This window comes from Pseudomonas sp. (assembly GCF_030698175.1).
GTDB lineage: Bacteria > Pseudomonadota > Gammaproteobacteria > Pseudomonadales > Pseudomonadaceae > Aquipseudomonas.
On the sequence record NZ_JAUYNT010000029.1, the window covers coordinates 295828 to 312975 of the forward strand.

At 60.1% G+C, this 17148-nt stretch carries 15 protein-coding genes; 6 read left to right on the forward strand and 9 right to left on the reverse strand.

What is annotated here, in order from left to right; genetic code table 11:
* The 4 genes from Q8R10_RS16680 to Q8R10_RS16695 all read left to right on the forward strand — a co-directional run bounded on the left by Q8R10_RS16680 (position 1) and on the right by Q8R10_RS16695 (position 4435).
* A complete protein-coding gene (locus Q8R10_RS16680; RefSeq protein ID WP_305654969.1) occupies positions 1-474 on the forward strand; it encodes an arsenate reductase ArsC in 474 nt (157 codons plus the stop codon).
* A gap of 159 nt (positions 475-633) precedes the next feature.
* Positions 634-1266, forward strand: a complete 633-nt coding sequence (locus tag Q8R10_RS16685; protein ID WP_371133362.1) for a type II secretion system protein N — start codon at positions 634-636, stop codon at positions 1264-1266.
* Positions 1267-1270: 4 nt separating this feature from the next.
* Positions 1271-3214 (forward strand): type II secretion system secretin GspD, encoded by a 1944-nt coding sequence (gene gspD / locus Q8R10_RS16690; RefSeq protein WP_305654971.1) that lies wholly within the window; start codon positions 1271-1273, stop codon positions 3212-3214.
* 510 nt (positions 3215-3724) lie between these two features.
* On the forward strand, positions 3725-4435 hold the full coding sequence (locus Q8R10_RS16695) for a Crp/Fnr family transcriptional regulator (RefSeq protein ID WP_305654972.1): 711 nt from the start codon (positions 3725-3727) through the stop codon (positions 4433-4435).
* Between the two features lie 137 nt (positions 4436-4572).
* Here the strand turns inward: Q8R10_RS16695 and Q8R10_RS16700 are convergent, their stop codons facing one another.
* Genes Q8R10_RS16700 through Q8R10_RS16710 form a run of 3 tightly spaced genes read right to left on the reverse strand, consistent with a single transcriptional unit; the run spans position 4573 to position 7509 of the window.
* A complete protein-coding gene (locus tag Q8R10_RS16700; RefSeq protein ID WP_305654973.1) occupies positions 4573-5271 on the reverse strand; it encodes an anaerobic ribonucleoside-triphosphate reductase activating protein in 699 nt (232 codons plus the stop codon).
* The gene (gene nrdD, locus Q8R10_RS16705) at positions 5268-5438 is read right to left on the reverse strand and encodes an anaerobic ribonucleoside-triphosphate reductase (RefSeq protein WP_305654974.1); all 171 of its coding nucleotides are present in this window, start codon (positions 5436-5438) and stop codon (positions 5268-5270) included. The genes Q8R10_RS16700 and nrdD overlap by 4 nt, the downstream gene beginning before the upstream one ends.
* A gap of 52 nt (positions 5439-5490) precedes the next feature.
* Positions 5491-7509 carry a ribonucleoside triphosphate reductase gene (locus Q8R10_RS16710; RefSeq protein WP_305654975.1) on the reverse strand — a complete coding sequence of 673 codons (2019 nt, stop codon included), beginning with the start codon at positions 7507-7509 and terminating at the stop codon, positions 5491-5493.
* Between the two features lie 234 nt (positions 7510-7743).
* On the opposite strand from Q8R10_RS16710, the gene Q8R10_RS16715 reads away from it, so the two are divergent.
* Entirely contained in the window at positions 7744-8595 is an 852-nt protein-coding gene (locus Q8R10_RS16715) for a CAP domain-containing protein (RefSeq protein WP_305654976.1), read from the forward strand.
* A gap of 72 nt (positions 8596-8667) precedes the next feature.
* Here the strand turns inward: Q8R10_RS16715 and zwf are convergent, their stop codons facing one another.
* Positions 8668-10074, reverse strand: a complete 1407-nt coding sequence (gene zwf, locus Q8R10_RS16720) for a glucose-6-phosphate dehydrogenase (RefSeq protein ID WP_305654977.1) — start codon at positions 10072-10074, stop codon at positions 8668-8670.
* Between the two features lies 1 nt (position 10075).
* Positions 10076-11110: a phosphogluconate dehydrogenase (NAD(+)-dependent, decarboxylating) gene (gnd, locus tag Q8R10_RS16725; RefSeq protein WP_305654978.1), complete on the reverse strand. Its 1035-nt coding sequence runs from the start codon at positions 11108-11110 to the stop codon at positions 10076-10078.
* 221 nt (positions 11111-11331) lie between these two features.
* Here gnd and Q8R10_RS16730 point away from each other — a divergent pair, with 221 nt between their 5' ends.
* Complete coding sequence (locus Q8R10_RS16730) at positions 11332-12627, forward strand: glycosyltransferase family 4 protein (RefSeq protein WP_305654979.1); 1296 nt, start codon at positions 11332-11334, stop codon at positions 12625-12627.
* Positions 12628-12711: 84 nt separating this feature from the next.
* Here the strand turns inward: Q8R10_RS16730 and Q8R10_RS16735 are convergent, their stop codons facing one another.
* From Q8R10_RS16735 to Q8R10_RS16750, 4 genes are read right to left on the reverse strand one after another with little or no spacing between them, the layout of a single operon-like run.
* Complete coding sequence (locus Q8R10_RS16735; protein ID WP_305654980.1) at positions 12712-13728, reverse strand: lipopolysaccharide assembly protein LapB; 1017 nt, start codon at positions 13726-13728, stop codon at positions 12712-12714.
* A gap of 1 nt (position 13729) precedes the next feature.
* Positions 13730-14698: a type II secretion system F family protein gene (locus tag Q8R10_RS16740; protein ID WP_305654981.1), complete on the reverse strand. Its 969-nt coding sequence runs from the start codon at positions 14696-14698 to the stop codon at positions 13730-13732.
* Positions 14699-14728: 30 nt separating this feature from the next.
* On the reverse strand, positions 14729-15715 hold the full coding sequence (locus tag Q8R10_RS16745; protein WP_305654982.1) for a type II secretion system F family protein: 987 nt from the start codon (positions 15713-15715) through the stop codon (positions 14729-14731).
* A complete protein-coding gene (locus Q8R10_RS16750) occupies positions 15712-17145 on the reverse strand; it encodes a CpaF family protein (RefSeq protein WP_305654983.1) in 1434 nt (477 codons plus the stop codon). The genes Q8R10_RS16745 and Q8R10_RS16750 overlap by 4 nt, the downstream gene beginning before the upstream one ends.
* Positions 17146-17148 lie beyond the last annotated feature (3 nt).

Consider the following 17148-nt stretch of genomic DNA (forward strand, 5'->3'; position numbering starts at 1 on the left):
ATGAAAGTTCTATTTCTGTGCACCGCCAACAGCTGCCGTAGCATCCTCAGCGAGGCGATGTTTAATCATCTGGCGCCACCCGGCATGCGCGCTTACAGCGCCGGCAGCCAGCCCAGTGGCGTGGTCAATCCCTTGAGCCTGCAGGTGCTGGCTAACGCCGGCATCGATACCCAGGGTTTGGCCAGCAAAGCCTGCGATGCACACCGCGAGCTGGCCCCGGACTTCGTTATCAGCGTCTGCGGCAATGCCGCTAAACAAGAATGTCCGACCTATTTCGGCAACGCCACGCGGCTGCATTGGGGGCTGGAGGATCCCTCGGAGGTAAGCGGCGACGCCAGGCAAATCAGCGCCGCCTTCGCCCACACCCTGGCGCAGATCCAGCGGCGGCTGCAGGTATTTATCGATTTGCCTCGCGAGCAATTCACACCGCAACAACTGCAACAGGAATTGGCCAAGATTGGCACCCTGGCTTAGGCCTTAGTGGCTGGATTACGACGCTAACACCTGGGCTGAAGCGGCTATCCGCGGGCTAATCGACAAACTTTGCCGCCAAGGCTTGCCGCCCGCCGGTGCCTTGCTGCTATGATCTGGCCGCCCTTTAGCCTAATAAAAATAACCTAGCGGAGCATTCAATTGCCTTTTCTCGGCGTCCAACGTTGGCTTCTACCTCGTGTTCCCAGTCTTCTCGCCGTACTGATCATTGTGCTTATGAGCGCCAGTCTGGCCTGGCAAAGCCTTGGCTGGCGGCGCCTGTTGCAAGCCCCCGCCGCCGCTGTCAGCAGCCAAAATCAGTCAGCCGCCGGCCCTGCGCAAGTCTCACTGTTGCCGCTATTTGGCAGCGCCGCGCCCCTCGAAAGCGCCGCCGCCCCAAACACCAATCTGCGCCTGACCCTGCTGGGCAGCTTTGTACATGCCGATCCCGCCCGCTCCAGCGCCATCATTGCGCTGGAAGGCAGCAAGGCCAAACGCTACCTGATCGGCAGTCAACTCAGTGAAGGTGTCGTGTTGCACGCGGTCTATCGCGACCGGGTCGAACTCAAACGCAACGGACGCCTGGAAACCCTGGCGTTTAAGCAGCGCTCAGCGCTGGCCAGCAGCCAAAATCAAACAGAACCTGCGGCCGACAACAACCTTGAACAACTGCAACAACTCGAAGAAGAAAGCGGCAACCAGCTGCGTGAGCGCATGCAAGCGTTGCAACAACAGATGCAGGCGGTGGAGACACCGGTCGACGCCCCCACCGAACAGCCTACGGAAAATGACTGAGTTTATGCCTACCCTCCCGTCTCGCTTGCGCTTTGCCTTTTTGACCGCCGGTTTGCTGTTAGTGCCGCTGCCGCTGATGGCGGAAATCACCGCCGTGGCCCCCAGCAGCACGCAACAAGAAGAACGCTGGACCATCAATTTAAAAGAAGCCGACATCCGCGAGTTTACCGATCAGGTGGCCGAGATCACCGGCGAGACTTTTGTCGTCGACCCCCGAGTTAAAGGCCAGGTCACGGTTTTGTCGAAAACGGCCCTGAGCCTGTCTGAGGTCTATGCGCTGTTTCTCTCGGTAATGGCCACCCACGGTTTTAGCGTGGTCACCGAAGGCGGTCAGTCGCGAATAATCCCCAATGCCGAGGCCAAAGCCGAAGCCAATAATGGCCAAGCCTCACCCGACAAACTGGAAACCCGGGTGATTCAGGTACAGCAAGGTTCGGTGGCCGAGTTGATCCCGCTGATCCGCCCACTGGTGCCGCAATACGGCCACCTAGCCGCAGTCACCTCGGCCAATGCGCTGATCATCAGCGACCGCAGCGGCAATATCGACCGAATCGAAACCCTGGTGAAGCAGCTCGACCAAAAGAGCAGCAATGATTACAGCGTGGTGAATCTGCAGCACGCCTGGGTCATGGACGCCGCCGAAATGCTCAACAACGCCATGCTTCGCGGCCAAGCCAAAGGCACCGGCAGCAGCCAGGTGATTGCCGATGCGCGCACCAACCGGCTGATTCTGCTTGGCCCACCGGCAGCGCGGGCCAAACTGGTGGCCATGGCGCAATTGATGGACACTCCCACCGCCCGGTCGGCCAATACCCGGGTGATTCGCCTGCGCCATAACGATGCAAAAACCCTGGCGGAAACCCTCGGCAAAATCTCCGAAGGGCTGAAAACCCCGGGCAGCGACACGGCGGGCAGCAAGCCGCAAGACATCCTGATTCGCGCCGATGAAAGCCTGAATGCCTTGGTGCTTTACGCCGAACCGGAAATCGTCACCACCCTGGAGGAGATCGTCCGCCAGCTGGATGTGCCCCGCGCCCAGGTAATGGTGGAAGCGGCCATCGTCGAGATTTCCGGCGACATCAGTCAGGCCGTCGGTGTGCAGTGGGCGGTCGACACCCGCGATGGCAGCGGCGGTAGCGCCATCGGCGGCAGCAACTTCAACAATGCCGGCATCTCGATTGGCACGGCGCTGACGGCCCTCAAGGACAAGAAACTGCCGACCAGCCTGCCCGATGGTGCCATTGTCGGTTTAGGTGGCAGTGATTTTGGTGTGCTGATCACCGCCCTGTCGGCCAACAGCAACATTAACCTGCTGTCCACCCCGAGCTTGCTGACCCTGGATAACCAGAAAGCCGAGATTCTGGTCGGGCAAAACGTGCCCTTTCAAACCGGCTCCTACACCACCGATGCGGCCGGCGCCGGCAATCCTTTCACCACCATCGAGCGGCAGGATGTCGGGGTCAAACTTAAGGTCACCCCGCATATCAATGATGGGGCCACCTTGCGTCTGGAGATCGACCAGGAGATCTCCTCCCTCGCCCCAGTCACCACCACCGCCTCCGGCGCCAGCGATCTGATCACCAACAAACGCTCAATCAAAAGCACGGTGCAGGCCGACGATGGGCAGATCATTGTGCTCGGCGGTTTGATTCAGGACGACGTCACCCAGAGCGAATCCAAGGTGCCATTGCTGGGCGATATTCCTTGGCTCGGCGCGTTGTTTCGCTCCAGCAAAGATGTGCACACCAAACGTAATCTGATGGTGTTCCTACGGCCGACTATCGTTCGCGACAGCGCCGGCATGGCTGCCATTTCTGGCAAGAAGTACAGCGACATCCGCATTCTCGGCGACCAAGGCGCGGATAAAATCCCCAACGCCTTGCCGCGCGCACCGGGCCAGTTGTTCGACGGCCAAGGCGACACCGCCATCGATTTACGCCAGCCCTGATTGCCGCCAATGGCCTGCGCCAAACGCAAGAGGTATGCCCAGCGTCCGCCGGTGTACCTCTTGCGAGCAATAGTCGCCACGGCCCATCCCACCTAATCTGTCAGCACTGCAGCAAGGCTTAGTCGCAGAGTGGGCTCCGCCGCCGAGCCTTACTGCAGCGCATCAGCACGGTAGAAACAACTTGCCCCTGGCAGTTACCCCAGGGTAATGCCGGGGCTTTTTTTGGCTCTGTCCCAGTTATGTGTTGAACCTGTGGGTCGGTTGGTGATGCCTGAGGCGCAGTAATTCGTAGGGTGGGTTAGCGTCGCGGGCGGTGGTTGTTTGCATCACCGTGCAAGCCGGGCGCCGCGTAACCCACCATGCGGTTTACCGGTCGAACGCCATGGTGGGTTACGTGGCGCACATATTGCGCAGTTGATGCCCTGCCCCTGCTCTGCGCCACTAACCCACCCTACCTCGGCCTGCTTGGTGTGGATTTAACCGGCCCATTACCCTTCAAAGGAACAGCCAATGATCCAGACCCTCGACGTGCGTCAGTTGGTTCTGCAGCACCCGCTGTTCAACCTGTTTGCCGCCGATGCGCAAAACCGCCTGCTGGCCGAGGCACAACAGCGCGCCTGGCCGGTGCACAGCTTGCTGCTGCAACAGGGCCAGGCGGCCGAACGGTTTTTTCTGGTGCTCAGTGGCCGGGTCAAGTTGTTCCGCATCTCGGCCGATGGCCAGGAGAAAGTCGTCGAGATCATTCACCCCGGACAGACCTTCGCCGAGGCGGTGATGTTTATGCAGCACTCGGTATACCCGGTGTGCGCCGAGACCCTGGATGCGGTGGAGTTAATCAGCTTTCCCAATCGCCTGATGCTGCAACTGTTGGCCGAACACCCAGGCACCTGCCTGCACCTGCTCGGGCACTTGAGCATTCGCCTGCATCAGCGCCTGGGCGAGATCGAGACCCTGACACTGCAAAATGCCACCCAGCGTTTTGCCCTGTATCTGATTCAGCAATTAGAAAATCGCGCCGTCGACAGCGCCGAGATCGACCTGCAACTGCCCAAACGTTTGATTGCGGCGCGGCTGTCGATGCAACCGGAAACCCTCTCGCGAACCATGGCGCGTTTACGCCAAGCCGGACTGATCGAGAGCCATGGCCGGCACATCATTATCCCCAGCGTGGCGCGCTTGCTTGGCGAATTTAACCAAGAGCCGCTGCTGCAGGCCGTGTGAAATAGCCGCTGCTTCAAGCCATATGAAAACGTAGCGAGCGAAGGTTAGTGCGACGCCCGCTCCTTCGGGCTAGCTGCATTTCCCACATCCATGTGGGTCACAAGGCGCAACGCCGCATAACCGAGCGCAGTAGTTTTCTATTGCCCACGTCGGCTGAAGTGCGGAAATAATTGCTCAAGACGCTGCCAGAGTTGCTCTTGATGCAGAGGTGCGGGGATCGACGGCAGCTTGGGGTCCCACATGGTGGCGGTGCGTACCGTCTGGATCACGTAGCGCTCCACTCCGGCGGCGCGTAACCGCTGGGCCAGCGTCCAGAGTTTGGCGCAATCGATCAAATGCCAATGCACAGTGGTGCGGCATTCATAGTCCACGCCACTTTCCAACAGTAATTCCAGGCTGCGCCAGTTGGCCGCCCCGCTGCCCCTTACCCCGGTGATCAGCGCGGTGTCCTCACTCAGGGCTTTCACATCGAAACCGACCCAATCCACCAGCGGCAAGACCTTGGCCAGCACGTGCGGGCGAATCCCGGCGGTGTGCAAACCAACCAGAAAACCCAGCTCGCGGACCTGGCTCATCGCACTCGGCAAACTGGCCTGCAGGGTTGCCTCACCGCCGCTGAAGACCACCGCTTCCAGCAAGCCTTGCCGACGTTTTAGAAACGCCAACACCTCGGCCCAGGGTTTCTCCTGGGCGCCGCGCGGCACTATCAGCTCCGGATTATGGCAATAACGACAACGCCAGGCGCAGCCCTGACAAAACAGCACACAGGCCAAGCGCCCCGGATAATCCAGGGTAGTCAGGGGCACGAAGCCCCCGACTCGCAGCGTTTGACTCACCCCCGCTGGCATTGCGCGGAAGCTTCGATAAAGTGCTGACGCTCACGGTGCTCAGCCTGCTTGCCGGGGTTAAAAGCCGCTACCGGACGGTGATAACCCATGACCCGGGTCCAGACTTCGCAGCGCTGACGCAGCTCTTGAGGCAATTGTTGAACAGTTGTGTGCATGGTGTTGCTCCTTGCGTGGATGAACATAGGTGGTGCGGGCGTTGCCGATGCGTCAGGCGCAGATAGCGGCGCGGGCTTGCTGGCGCTGCAACAAGGCATCGTCGCAGTGCGGGCAAAACTCGTGTTCGCCGTCCAGATAGCCGTGCTGCGGGCAAATCGAGAACGTCGGGGTAATGGTCAAATACGGCAGTCGAAAGCGGCTCAGGGCATTACGCACCAGGTTTTTGCAGGCCTCGGTCGAGCTGATCCGCTCGGCCATATACAGGTGCAACACGGTGCCGCCGGTGTATTTGCACTGCAGGGCGTCTTGCAACTCCAGCGCCTCGAAAGGGTCATCGGTGAAGCCCACCGGCAATTGCGAGGAGTTGGTGTAGTACGGCGCATCGCTACCGCCGGCCTGCAGAATGTCGGGATAACGCTTGCGGTCTTCCTTGGCGAAACGGTACGTGGTGCCCTCGGCGGGCGTGGCTTCGAGGTTGTACAGGTGCCCGGTTTCTTCCTGGAAACGCACCAGGCTGGCCCGCACATGGTCGAGCAGGTGCAGGGCGAAGTCGCGGCCGACCTCGGTGTGCATGCCCTCTTGATCGCCACTGAAATTGCGCAGCATCTCGTGCATGCCATTCAGGCCAATGGTCGAGAAGTGGTTACGCAAGGTGCCCAGGTAGCGCTTGGTATAGGGATACAAGCCCGCGTCCATATGGTGCTGAATCACCTTGCGCTTGACCTCCAGGCTTTGCATCGCCAGCTCCATCAGCTGATCGATACGGCGCAGCAAGCCGGCAGTGTCGCCCTGGTACAGATAACCCAGGCGCGCACAGTTGATGGTCACCACGCCCAGGGAGCCGGTCTGCTCGGCCGAACCAAACAGACCGCCGCCGCGCTTGAGCAACTCGCGCACGTCCAGCTGCAGACGGCAGCACATGGAGCGCACCTGATTGGGCTGCAGGTCGGAATTCAAAAAGTTCTGAAAATACGGCAGGCCGTAGCGCGCCGTCATTTCAAATAACCGCTCGGCGTTTTCACTGTCCCAGGGGAAGTCATGGGTGATGTTGTAGGTCGGAATCGGGAAGGTAAACACCCGGCCCTTGGCGTCGCCGGCCTGCATCACCTCGATATAGGCACGGTTGATCAACTCCATCTCAGCCTGCAAATCGCCATAGGCAAAGGGCATCTCAACGCCACCGATATAGGGGATCTGCTCGCGCAAATCTTCCGGGCACACCCAGTCGAAGGTCAGATTGGTGAAGGGCGTTTGCGTGCCCCAACGGGACGGCACATTAAGGTTGTAGATAAATTCCTGAATGGCCTGACGGACCTCCTCGAAACCCAGTTGGTCTTTGCGCACATAGGGCGCCAGATAGGTGTCGAAGGAGCTGAACGCCTGGGCGCCGGCCCACTCGTTTTGCAGGGTACCGAGAAAGTTCACCATCTGCCCCAGGGCGCTGGTCAGGTGCTTGGGCGGCCCGGCCTCGACCCGCCCCGGCACACCATTCAAGCCCTCATTGAGCAAGGTGCGTAGCGACCAGCCGGCGCAATAACCGGCTAGCATGTCCAGATCATGGATGTGCAAATCGGCGGCGCGATGGGCCTCGCCGATCACGGCGCTGTAGACCTCATCCAGCCAGTAATTGGCGGTGACCTTGCCCGCCACATTCAGCACCAGGCCGCCCAGGGAATAACCTTGGTTGGCGTTGGCTTGCACGCGCCAGTCTTCGCGGGACAGGTATTCATTCATCGAGGCCGCCACCTCGACAATCGCCTTGCGGTCGCGGCGCAGCCGACCATGCTGCTCGCGGTACACAATGTAGGCGCGCGCACTGGCGTAGTAGTACGCCTCCATCAGAATCCGCTCGACCTGATCCTGGATCTGCTCGACATCCAGAGTCTCGTGGGCCAGCAAGCGCGCCAGTACCAGCTCGGCCAAGGGGCCGGCCTGGATACCGGCAAACTCGCCGCTGGCGATACCGGCGGCGGCAATCGCCGTCTGGATCTTGCCCAGTTCAAAGGCGACTAAACGGCCGTCACGCTTGCGCAACGACACCGGACGACTGCTATAGGGCAAGCTCGGCATATTCGGCTCCAACACAATATGTTGATTAAATGCAGCTAAGAAACACAAGATGCAGTGAATCTACGCCGCAAGCGCCGTACTGAACTTGACTGGCGTCAAGTCGAAGAGAAAGCCCGTGAGAACTATTCGAGGGTTTTAGGCAAGCGGCCGCAGTGCGGGCGAGACTAAAAAGGTCTTGCGCGGGCCGGGGCGAAATCGCGCATCATGGACGCAGTCAACTCAAGGGAGACCTCCATGCGCGTTCTATCCTCCGTTATGCGTCTTGCCGCGCTGCCTCTGGCGTTGCTGTTCGCCGCCACGGCCATGGCCACCGAAGAGACGCAGCTGATCGAGTCGATCAACGCCTACCGCAGCCAGGTACAACGCTGCGCGGGTCAGGCGTCCCAGGAGCTGCCACCGCTGGCCGCCGATCCGCGCCTGGTGCTGCCTCTGAATACCCTCGGGGACCTGCAGCAAGCGCTGGCACGCGCCAGTTACCCAATGTCCAGCGTGCAGGCGATCAGCTTATCCGGGCCGCGTAATGCGCAGTCGGCCATGACAGCGCTGCAAGAGAGCTTCTGCCGGGTGCTGCTGGACCCACAATTCGTCGATATCGGCGTGCGCCGCGAAGACCGCGAGTGGCGCATCGTACTGGCGCGTCAGCTGCTCTCGGCACGCCTGGCTGACTGGCAAGCGGAGGGCCAGAAACTCCTCGAAACGCTCAACAGTGCCCGCGCGCAATCGCGCCAATGCGGCGCCCAAGCCTTTGCCGCCACCACCCCGCTGACCTGGAACGCCACATTGGCCACTGCCGCCGAAAACCATGCGCGGGCCATGGCCAATAATAATTTCTTCGATCACAAAGACCGCGATGGCCGCACGCCGGGGGATCGCGCTGAATTGGCCGGCTACGTCGGCCAGCAGATCGGCGAGAACATCGCCGCCGGGCACGACAGCGCGCGCAAAGTGGTCGATGGCTGGCTGGCCAGCCCCAGCCACTGCGCCAACCTGATGAACCCGGAGTTTCGCGAGCTGGGCGCCGCCTATGCGGTTGATCCCAAGAGTGATGCGGGAATCTACTGGACGGCCATGTTCGGTACGCAATAAATGCCTGCCAGCGGTTACCAACAGCGTTGTAGGTGCGCGGGCTAGTGGTTGTGCTGGCGGCAGTTCAATCGCTCAAGGCGCGGCAGCGGGGTTTTGCCAGCCGCCATCGTCGGCAATCAACCGCTCAGCGGCTAACGGCCCCCAACTGCCCTGCGGGTAAAGGATCACCGGTGTAGGCTGGCTGAGCACCGGCTCGACCACCCGCCAAGCCGCCTCCACCGCATCTTCGCGGGTGAACAAAGCCGGATCACCCGCCAGTGCATCGGCCAGCAAGCGCTCGTAGGGGGCTTGCTCGCTGGCGCCGTCTTCGCTCAGGACCAGCTCGTGTTGCTCGCCGACAAAGGCTTTGCCGGCGCGCTTCACCCGGGCCGCCAGGCCAATCATAGAGTGCGGCGACAGGCGAAACCGCAGGTAGTTGGCCTGGGCGTCACTGGCAATCGCATCGGCAAACAGGCGCAAAGGCGGCGGCTTCAAGCGCACCAGCACCTCGCAGGCGGTCTCGGGTAGGCACTTGCCCGAACGCAGGTACCAGGGCACTCCGTCCCAGCGCCAGGAGTCGATGTGCAAGCGCATGGCGCAGTAGGTTTCCACCTCCGAGTGCGGGTCAACCTGCGGCTCGTCGCGATAACCCAGGTATTGGCCACGGACCAGATCGGCCTGCTGCAACGGGCGCATGGCCTCAAACACCTTGAGCTTTTCCGCATTCACCGCGGCGAAATGGCGGTTGCCGGGCGGCTCCATGGCCAGCAGTGCGACAATCTGGAACAGATGGTTTTGCAGCACGTCACGCAGGCAGCCGGCGCTCTCGTAAAAACCGCCACGGCCCTGCACGCCAAAGCGTTCGGCCAGGGTGATCTGCACGCTGGCCACATGGCTGCGGTTCCAGATCGGTTCGAGAAATGAATTGGCGAAGCGAAAATACAGAATATTCATGATCGCTTCCTTGCCGAGGAAGTGATCGATGCGAAAAATCGCCTCTTCAGGGAAGACTTCCAGCGCAATGCCGTTCAGTTCACGGGCCGAGGCCAGGTCGCGACCAAAGGGTTTTTCCACTATCACCCGCGCGCCCTTAGCCAACCCGGCGGCGCCCAGACCGCGAATCACCGTGGCAAACAACACCGGCGGAATGGCCAAATAATGCGCCGGGCGCAACGCTCCACCGAGCGCGCGCTTGAGCCCGGCAAAGGTGGTCGCCGCTTGGTAATCGCCGCTGACGTACTGCAACAACGACAGCAACTGATCCAACACCTGCGGATCGCAGTCCGCCGAATCAGACTCAATGCTGTGTTTGGCGCGCGTGCGAAACTCCTCACTGCTCATGACCGATGAGGCCACGCCGATCACCGGCACCGTCAGGGCGCCGCGTTTACACAAGGCATAGAGCGCCGGGAAAATCTTCTTGCGGGCCAGGTCGCCGGTGGCGCCAAAGACCACCAGGGCATCGGCGGCTATCGGTGTGATTGGGCTGTCGTAAGTCATCTCACACCTTACCGCTGACAGGGCTGACGGGGACTTCGACATGGCCGCCAAACTGATGGCGCATGGCCGATTGCACACGGTTGGCAAAGTCGGCCTCACCGCGCGAACTGAAGCGCGCATACAAGGCCGCACTCAGCACCGGGGTCGGCACGGCCTCGTCGATGGCAGCTTGCAGGGTCCAACGGCCTTCGCCGGAGTCCGACACCCGCCCGGCAAAGCTGTCCAACTGCGGGTCGGCTACCAGGGCGGCGGCGGTCAGATCGAGCAGCCAGGAACCCACCACACTGCCGCGCCGCCACAGCTCGGTGATCTCCGGCAGGTTCATTTCGTATTGGTACAGCTCGGGCTGGCGCAGCGGGGTGGTCTCGGCATCCAGCGCATGGCTGCGTTTGCCGATATTGGCGTTGCGCAAAATATTCAGCCCCTCGGCATAGGCCGCCATCAGCCCGTACTCGATGCCGTTATGCACCATCTTCACAAAGTGCCCGGCGCCGTGGGGCCCGCAATGCAGCCAGCCTTGCTCGGCCGTGCCGGCATCGGCGCGGCGGCCGGGAGTCGGCGCAGCAGTGCCCGCCCCTGGAGCCAGGGTGGTGAACAACGGCGCCAGATGCTGCACAGTCGCCTCCGCACCGCCGATCATCAGGCAATAGCCACGCTCCAGCCCGGCCACCCCGCCACTGGTACCGACATCCACATGCTCAATACCGGCTTTTTGCAGGCTTGCGGCGCGGCGCAAATCATCCTGATAGTGGGAGTTGCCACCGTCGATCAAAATGTCACCGGCGGCCAAATGCGGCAGCAATTCGCTGACTAAGTCATCGACCGCCGCCGCCGGCACCATCAGCCAGATCACCCGCGGTGCGGTTAAATCCGCGACCAGTTGTGGCAGCGAGTCACTGGCTTGCGCGCCGAGGGCCACCAGCCGCGCAACCACCTCCGGGTGGCGACCATGGATAACGCAGTCATGGCCGCCGCGCAGCAACCGGGTGGTCATGCTGGCGCCCATGCGCCCGAGTCCAATCATGCCGATTTGCATTGCGTTGCTCCTGTCTGCCGGATAACAACCTGGGCGGTTGGTCCAGTTATAACCATAGCCCGCCTGCCCTGGTATCGACACCGCGACGCAACGCCTTGCATCAATACCCGCTGCAGCCGCGCCAATCCAGGCGCCAGCCGTTGCGCTATCGCGCATAATTGCGCCCAGCCACACCGCGCCCACAGGCGTTTGAGTCAGTCACCTCGGAAGGAATTTTGCTGTTGAACCACACCACTGCACCCGCCCCCGGCAAACTGCTGGTCATCGGTTATGTCTGGCCGGAGCCGCGCTCATCGGCCGCCGGCGGCCATATGCTGCAATTGCTCGAATGCTTTTTGGAAAGCGGCTGGCAGATCACTTTCACCAGCCCGGCCAGCGAGGGCGAACACAAGGCCGACTTGGCCAGCCTCGGCATTGCCGAGCAAAGCATTGAACTGAACAACAGCAGCTTCGACCGCTTCGTGGCCGAGCTGCAGCCAGATGTGGTGCTGTTCGACCGTTTTATGATGGAGGAGCAATTCGGCTGGCGGGTCGAGAAACATTGCCCAAATGCCCTGCGGATGCTGGAAACCTCGGACCTGCAAAGCCTACGTGACGCCCGTCAGCAGGCGCTGAAAGAGCAGCTAGCCGCCGGTAACAACGACGATTTCACTGAACTGCTGAGCCTCAACCAAACCGAGCTGTTCCAGCGCATGGCCGCCAGCGATATTGCGCAGCGGGAGATAGCCGCGATCTACCGCTGCGACCTGAGCCTGATGATTTCCGATGCTGAGATCGAACTGCTCACCGAACAATTCAAACTGCCGCCGGCCTTGTTGCTGCACTGCCCATTGCTATTGGATAGCACCCCGCAGCCGGTACCCAGCTTCGACCAACGCGAGCACTTCATCAGCATCGGCAACTTTCGCCATGCGCCCAATTGGGACGCGGTGCTGTGGCTGAAAAACAGCATCTGGCCGCTGATTCGCCAGCAACTGCCCAAGGCCCAGCTGCATATTTATGGCTCTTACACGCCGCCCAAGGCCACCGCCCTGCACAACGCCGCCCAAGGTTTTCATATTCTGAACTGGGCACCGGACGCCCTGGAGGTAATGCGCAACGCCCGTGTCTGCCTGGCGCCGCTGCGCTTCGGCGCCGGGATCAAGGGCAAGATTGCCGACGCCCTGCTCTGCGGCACCCCCAATGTCACCACCCCGATTGGCAGCGAGGGCATGCACGGCGAGCTACCCTGGCCCGGCCAAATCGCCAGCAACGCCCAGGCCATCGCCGACGCGGCGGTGCGGCTGTACCGCGATGAAGCCGTCTGGCAACAAGCGCAAAACCACGGTTGGACGCTGCTGGCTGCCCGTTACGAGTGCACGCACTTTGCCGCCCTGCTACTGGCGCGAATCGCCCAGTGCCGGGCTAATCTGGCTGAGCAGCGGCGCAACAATTTTACCGGCAGCATGCTGCGCCATCATCTGCACAAGAGCACTCAGTACATGGCGCAATGGATCGAGGCCAAGAATCGCCACTAATGGCGCCCGATTGGTCAGCGTCAGCGGGTTAAGCCTGTGCTCCACTACCCACTGACGCCGGCAGCAGCAGTCTGCCGGACAACTTCACCGCGCCACGGCCACTGCTGCAGCGCCGTGGGTAGTAGCCGCCGACTGGCGAAGTTTTCTGATTTGCTGCACGCGATTGAGGTTGTCCCAGGCAATGTTGTAATACGACGGTGACTGTTCGATAGCACTGCGCAAAAACTGTTCAGCTTGATCTAGTTGGCCTTCAATCAAGCAAACATAGCCCACATCATTGCTGGCTTCGGCACGGCTCTCAACCCGTTCGAACGCCGAGAGGGCTTCTTCATATCGGCCATTACGCGCCAGCAACAACCCGTAGTTGCGCCACAAGGGTTTGTAGCTGGGATCGTAAGTAATACCCTGCTGGTAGGCCCGGGCGGCCTCTTCCCAGCGCCCATTGAGGTAGAAGGAATAGCCGAGGCTATTTTGCACCAACGCCGAACGGGGTTCGATCTGTATGGCCAGCCGGTAATAAGCCTCAGCTTCTACGAAGTTATTGCGCAGATCCGCCAGCACCCCAAGGCCGTTGTAAACCTTGACCGGCGAGCGACTGTCGACCTTAAGCTCAGCCACATTTGCTGGATTACTGCCTTTGCTATTAGCAAGACGCTGCTGATCCACCGCCACCGCTTTGAACAACATCTCTTGCGCACGCGCATGATCACGCCCTGCCAAGCTCAGCAGGCCCATCTCAGTCAGCCCGTCAAGGTTCCCCGGCGCGTTGCTTAGCACCTCGTTTAAAGCCAGTTCTGCCAGCTGAGTATTACCCCGTTCACGGTGGATACGTCCCACCCAAACCAACGCCTCATAGCGTTTCGGGTCTAGTTCCAGCGCGCGTAAATACTGGAACAACGACTGGTCTAGATCACCTGCGCGGTATGCCTGCGCAGCAATTAGCATGGCCTCATCGGCTGAACCTATTTCCTGTTTTGCCTGGTAAAGCACCGAATTGTTGCCGTTGTAGATCGAGTGGTCAGCGCTTGCCTGCTCCGGACTCATGCTCTTGCAGCCGGATAACACGGCAATAGCGACCAACAGCAAACTGACTTTATTCATGTCATAGCTTCCCGAAGACTTTAAGCACGCCAATAATTGCAGGACCAATGGCCACCAGGAAAAAGCTCGGCCACAAGCAGAAGATTAGTGGGAATATCAACTTGGTGCCGATTTTCGCCGCTTTTTCCTCGGCAAGCTGAGTCCGCCGGTCGCGGAACTCTTCGGCATAAATGCGCAAAGTGGCACCCACACTGGTACCAAACCGTATGCTTTGCGCCAGCAGGCTGACCAGCCCACGAATATCTTCCAGCCCTGTGCGCTCGGCTAACTGTTTCAGCGCTTCGGTACTGGGAATACCGGCGCGTATTTGCGCATTTACCAGGGCCAGCTCCAAAGCCAACTCGGGTTGGCTGACCGCCATCTCGTCGGCGACCCGTTCGATGGCTTGCGGCAGGGCCAGGCCCGACTCCACGCAGACCACCATCAAATCCAAGGCATCGGGAAAGGCCACCAGCAGACGAGTCATGCGTCCTTGTTTGCGGTTATTGACATAAATTGATGGGGCCAACCAGCCCACCCCAACGGCGGCAGCCACCAGCCAAATACCTACACCCATCGACAACTTGGGCACAAACGGCAAGGCCAGCAACATCACGCCCAAGAGCAATAACGGTAACAACAAACGCACCGACCAGTACACTTGCACCGCCGCAGACGTGCGATATCCCGCATGGGTCAGCAGCGCACGGGTGGCCGAAGTATTGTGTTGTTCTGCGGAGGTAAACCGCTGGCCCAACTGCTCCAGCATTAACTGCAAGTTACTCGGTGTCTCCTGACCATAACTGCTGCCATCCCGTGCATGCGTGATCAGGCCAAGTCGACGTCGAAACGGATCGCGCAGGGCCAGCACCAACAGCGTCACTGTCGCCACTGCCAGTGCAGTGCTCAGGCCAATGGCAGTGATAAACAGCAAGCGCGCCAAGATTTCATTACCCACCACCCCATTGAGCAGACTCAGTAGATACTCCATGGTCTTTGACCTCACTCGGTTATCGAGCAGTTAAACCTCTATGCGGATGACTTTGCGGATCCACAGAATCCCCACCAGCATGCCAACAAAAGCCGCCACTATCAGTTTCTGTCCCAGGGGTTCTTTGATTAACATCGGCAGATAATTGGGGCTGGTGAATACAATGCCTGCGGCTAACAGAAAAGGGATGCTGACGAGTATCCAGCCCGACATGCGCCCCTCGGCCGAGAGCGTTTTAACCGTGCGTTGAAAGCGAAAACGGCCACGAATCAAACTACTCAAGCGTTCCAACACCTCGGTCAGGTTACCGCCGGTGTCGCGATGAATCAGTACCGAGGTCACCAACATCATCACCGTCATACTCGGCATCCGCTCCAGCAAACCGAGCATGGCCCGGCGTACATCGTTACCGTAGTTGATGTCGGCAAAGGTCAGGCCGAACTCATGGGCAACCGGGCCTTTATGTTCTTCCGCCACCAGCTGCAAGGTCTCGTTGAACGGATGCCCTGCGCGCAAGGCTCGGCACATCGCATCCAGGGCATCCGGCAGGCCTTCTTCGAAGAGTGCGAAACGTTTGTTGCGGTCACTGGCTATTTTTAACAACGGCAGCCAAAAGGCCACGACAGCCACAGGCAAGGCCACCCACCAAAGCAGCGTAAGCCCCCACAGCGCAACACCCGCAAGCACCGCCAGAATCAAACCGAGCAGCACCACTCGGTAAGCACGGTAGTGATGCCCTGCCTGTTCAATCAGCTGCCCCAAGCCCTCCATCGCAGGTAATTGTTCCAGCCGTGCCGCCATTGGGGTTAAACGCTTTAGGTATTTCTGGCGCAGCATTATTTGCATGTTCGGCTGGGTGCCAGCCCGTTCCAGCACCCCTAGGCGGTTGCGAATGCGCTTGCGCACCTTACTGGCCTCACCGAATACCGGCACTACCAAGCTCTGAGTCAGGAGAAAAACGGCGGCAAACACCATGCCTAGAAAAGCCAGGATGTACTCACTGGGGATCTGATTCATGACTGCGCCTCCATCCACTCAGGACGGAACAAATTAAGCGGTAATTCAATTCCGCGCTTGGCCAGCACATCACGGAAAGCCGGCACCATGCCCGTAGGCCTGAACTCGCCGAGCACTTCCCCCTGCTCGCCCATACCGCGACGAACAAAGCCAAATATTTCGGTCATGGTGATGATGTCACCCTCCATGCCGTTGATCTCCTGCACGCTGATCAACCGCCGCTTGCCATCTTCCTGACGCTCCAACTGGATCACCACATCGATGGCCGAGGCGATCTGCTGGCGCAGGGCTTTGATTGGAAAGGTCGCACCGGTCATCGAGACCATATTCTCAACCCGGCCCAAGGCATCGCGCGCGGTATTGGCATGAATGGTCGTCAGCGAGCCATCGTGGCCGGTGTTCATCGCCGTGAGCATGTCCAACGCCTCCGCACCGCGCACCTCGCCAATAACAATGCGGTCGGGGCGCATGCGCAGGCTGTTGCGCACCAGTTCGCGCTGGCTCACCTCACCACGGCCCTCGATATTTGCCGGCCGGGTTTCCAGACGCACCACATGGGGTTGCTGCAACTGCAGTTCAGCCGAATCCTCGATAGTGACTATCCGTTCGTTTAGCGGGATGAAACTGGACAACACATTGAGCATGGTGGTTTTACCGCTACCGGTGCCGCCGGAAATCAGCACGTTCAAGCGCCCACGGACAATGGCCTTGAGCAGCAACGCAATGGCTGGGGTCAGGGTTCCGGACTGCACCAAACTCTCGGTATTGAGGAGGTCCACGGAGAACCGGCGAATCGACATGCTCGGCCCGTCAATGGCCAGCGGCGGGATGATCGCATTGACCCGTGAGCCGTCCTTGAGCCGAGCATCCACCAACGGTGAAGACTCATCGATACGCCGGCCCAGACTGGAAACGATACGGTCGATAATATTCAGCAGATGCTGGTCATCACGAAAACGCACATCGGTGCGCTGTAGCTTGCCAAAGCGCTCGACATACACCGAGGCATGACCATTGACCAGGATGTCGGACACGCTATGGTCAGCCAGTAGCGGCTCCAATGGCCCTAGGCCGAGTACCTCGTCGCCAATTTGCTTGATAATTAATTGCCGGCTGGCGGTGCTCACCGGAGCGCTATGTTCGTCCAGTAGGCGGGTGCTGATATCACGAATTTGCCGCACCGCATCGGCCGGTTCCAACGAGTCGAGCAGGGACAGATCCATCACTTTAAGTAACTGCTGATAGATTCTTTCCCGCCACTCGCTTTCCACCGGCGAAAGCTGGGTTTTGGTTTCGTACAGCGATTCGGGGGTAATGTGCTCCCAAGCCAACAGGGCATCAGCGCCCCCATTAACACTTGGTTCGGATGCCAGCACGGCCCCCGTCTTGCTGTCTTGCTGACGCAAGCGATTACGAAAGTCACTAAGCATGCT

What these genes read in the sequence shown, in the direction of transcription:
- Q8R10_RS16680 (WP_305654969.1), top strand. Translation starts at nt 1, where the DNA reads ATGAAAGTTCTATTTCTGTGCACCGCCAACAGCTGCCGTAGCATCCTC.
- gspD (WP_305654971.1), top strand. Translation starts at nt 1,271, where the DNA reads ATGCCTACCCTCCCGTCTCGCTTGCGCTTTGCCTTTTTGACCGCCGGT.
- Q8R10_RS16695 (WP_305654972.1), top strand. Translation starts at nt 3,725, where the DNA reads ATGATCCAGACCCTCGACGTGCGTCAGTTGGTTCTGCAGCACCCGCTG.
- nrdD (WP_305654974.1), bottom strand. Translation starts at nt 5,438, where the DNA reads ATGCACACAACTGTTCAACAATTGCCTCAAGAGCTGCGTCAGCGCTGC.
- Q8R10_RS16710 (WP_305654975.1), bottom strand. Translation starts at nt 7,509, where the DNA reads ATGCCGAGCTTGCCCTATAGCAGTCGTCCGGTGTCGTTGCGCAAGCGT.
- Q8R10_RS16715 (WP_305654976.1), top strand. Translation starts at nt 7,744, where the DNA reads ATGCGCGTTCTATCCTCCGTTATGCGTCTTGCCGCGCTGCCTCTGGCG.
- zwf (WP_305654977.1), bottom strand. Translation starts at nt 10,074, where the DNA reads ATGACTTACGACAGCCCAATCACACCGATAGCCGCCGATGCCCTGGTG.
- gnd (WP_305654978.1), bottom strand. Translation starts at nt 11,110, where the DNA reads ATGCAAATCGGCATGATTGGACTCGGGCGCATGGGCGCCAGCATGACC.
- Q8R10_RS16735 (WP_305654980.1), bottom strand. Translation starts at nt 13,728, where the DNA reads ATGAATAAAGTCAGTTTGCTGTTGGTCGCTATTGCCGTGTTATCCGGC.
- Q8R10_RS16740 (WP_305654981.1), bottom strand. Translation starts at nt 14,698, where the DNA reads ATGGAGTATCTACTGAGTCTGCTCAATGGGGTGGTGGGTAATGAAATC.
- Q8R10_RS16745 (WP_305654982.1), bottom strand. Translation starts at nt 15,715, where the DNA reads ATGAATCAGATCCCCAGTGAGTACATCCTGGCTTTTCTAGGCATGGTG.
- Q8R10_RS16750 (WP_305654983.1), bottom strand. Translation starts at nt 17,145, where the DNA reads ATGCTTAGTGACTTTCGTAATCGCTTGCGTCAGCAAGACAGCAAGACG.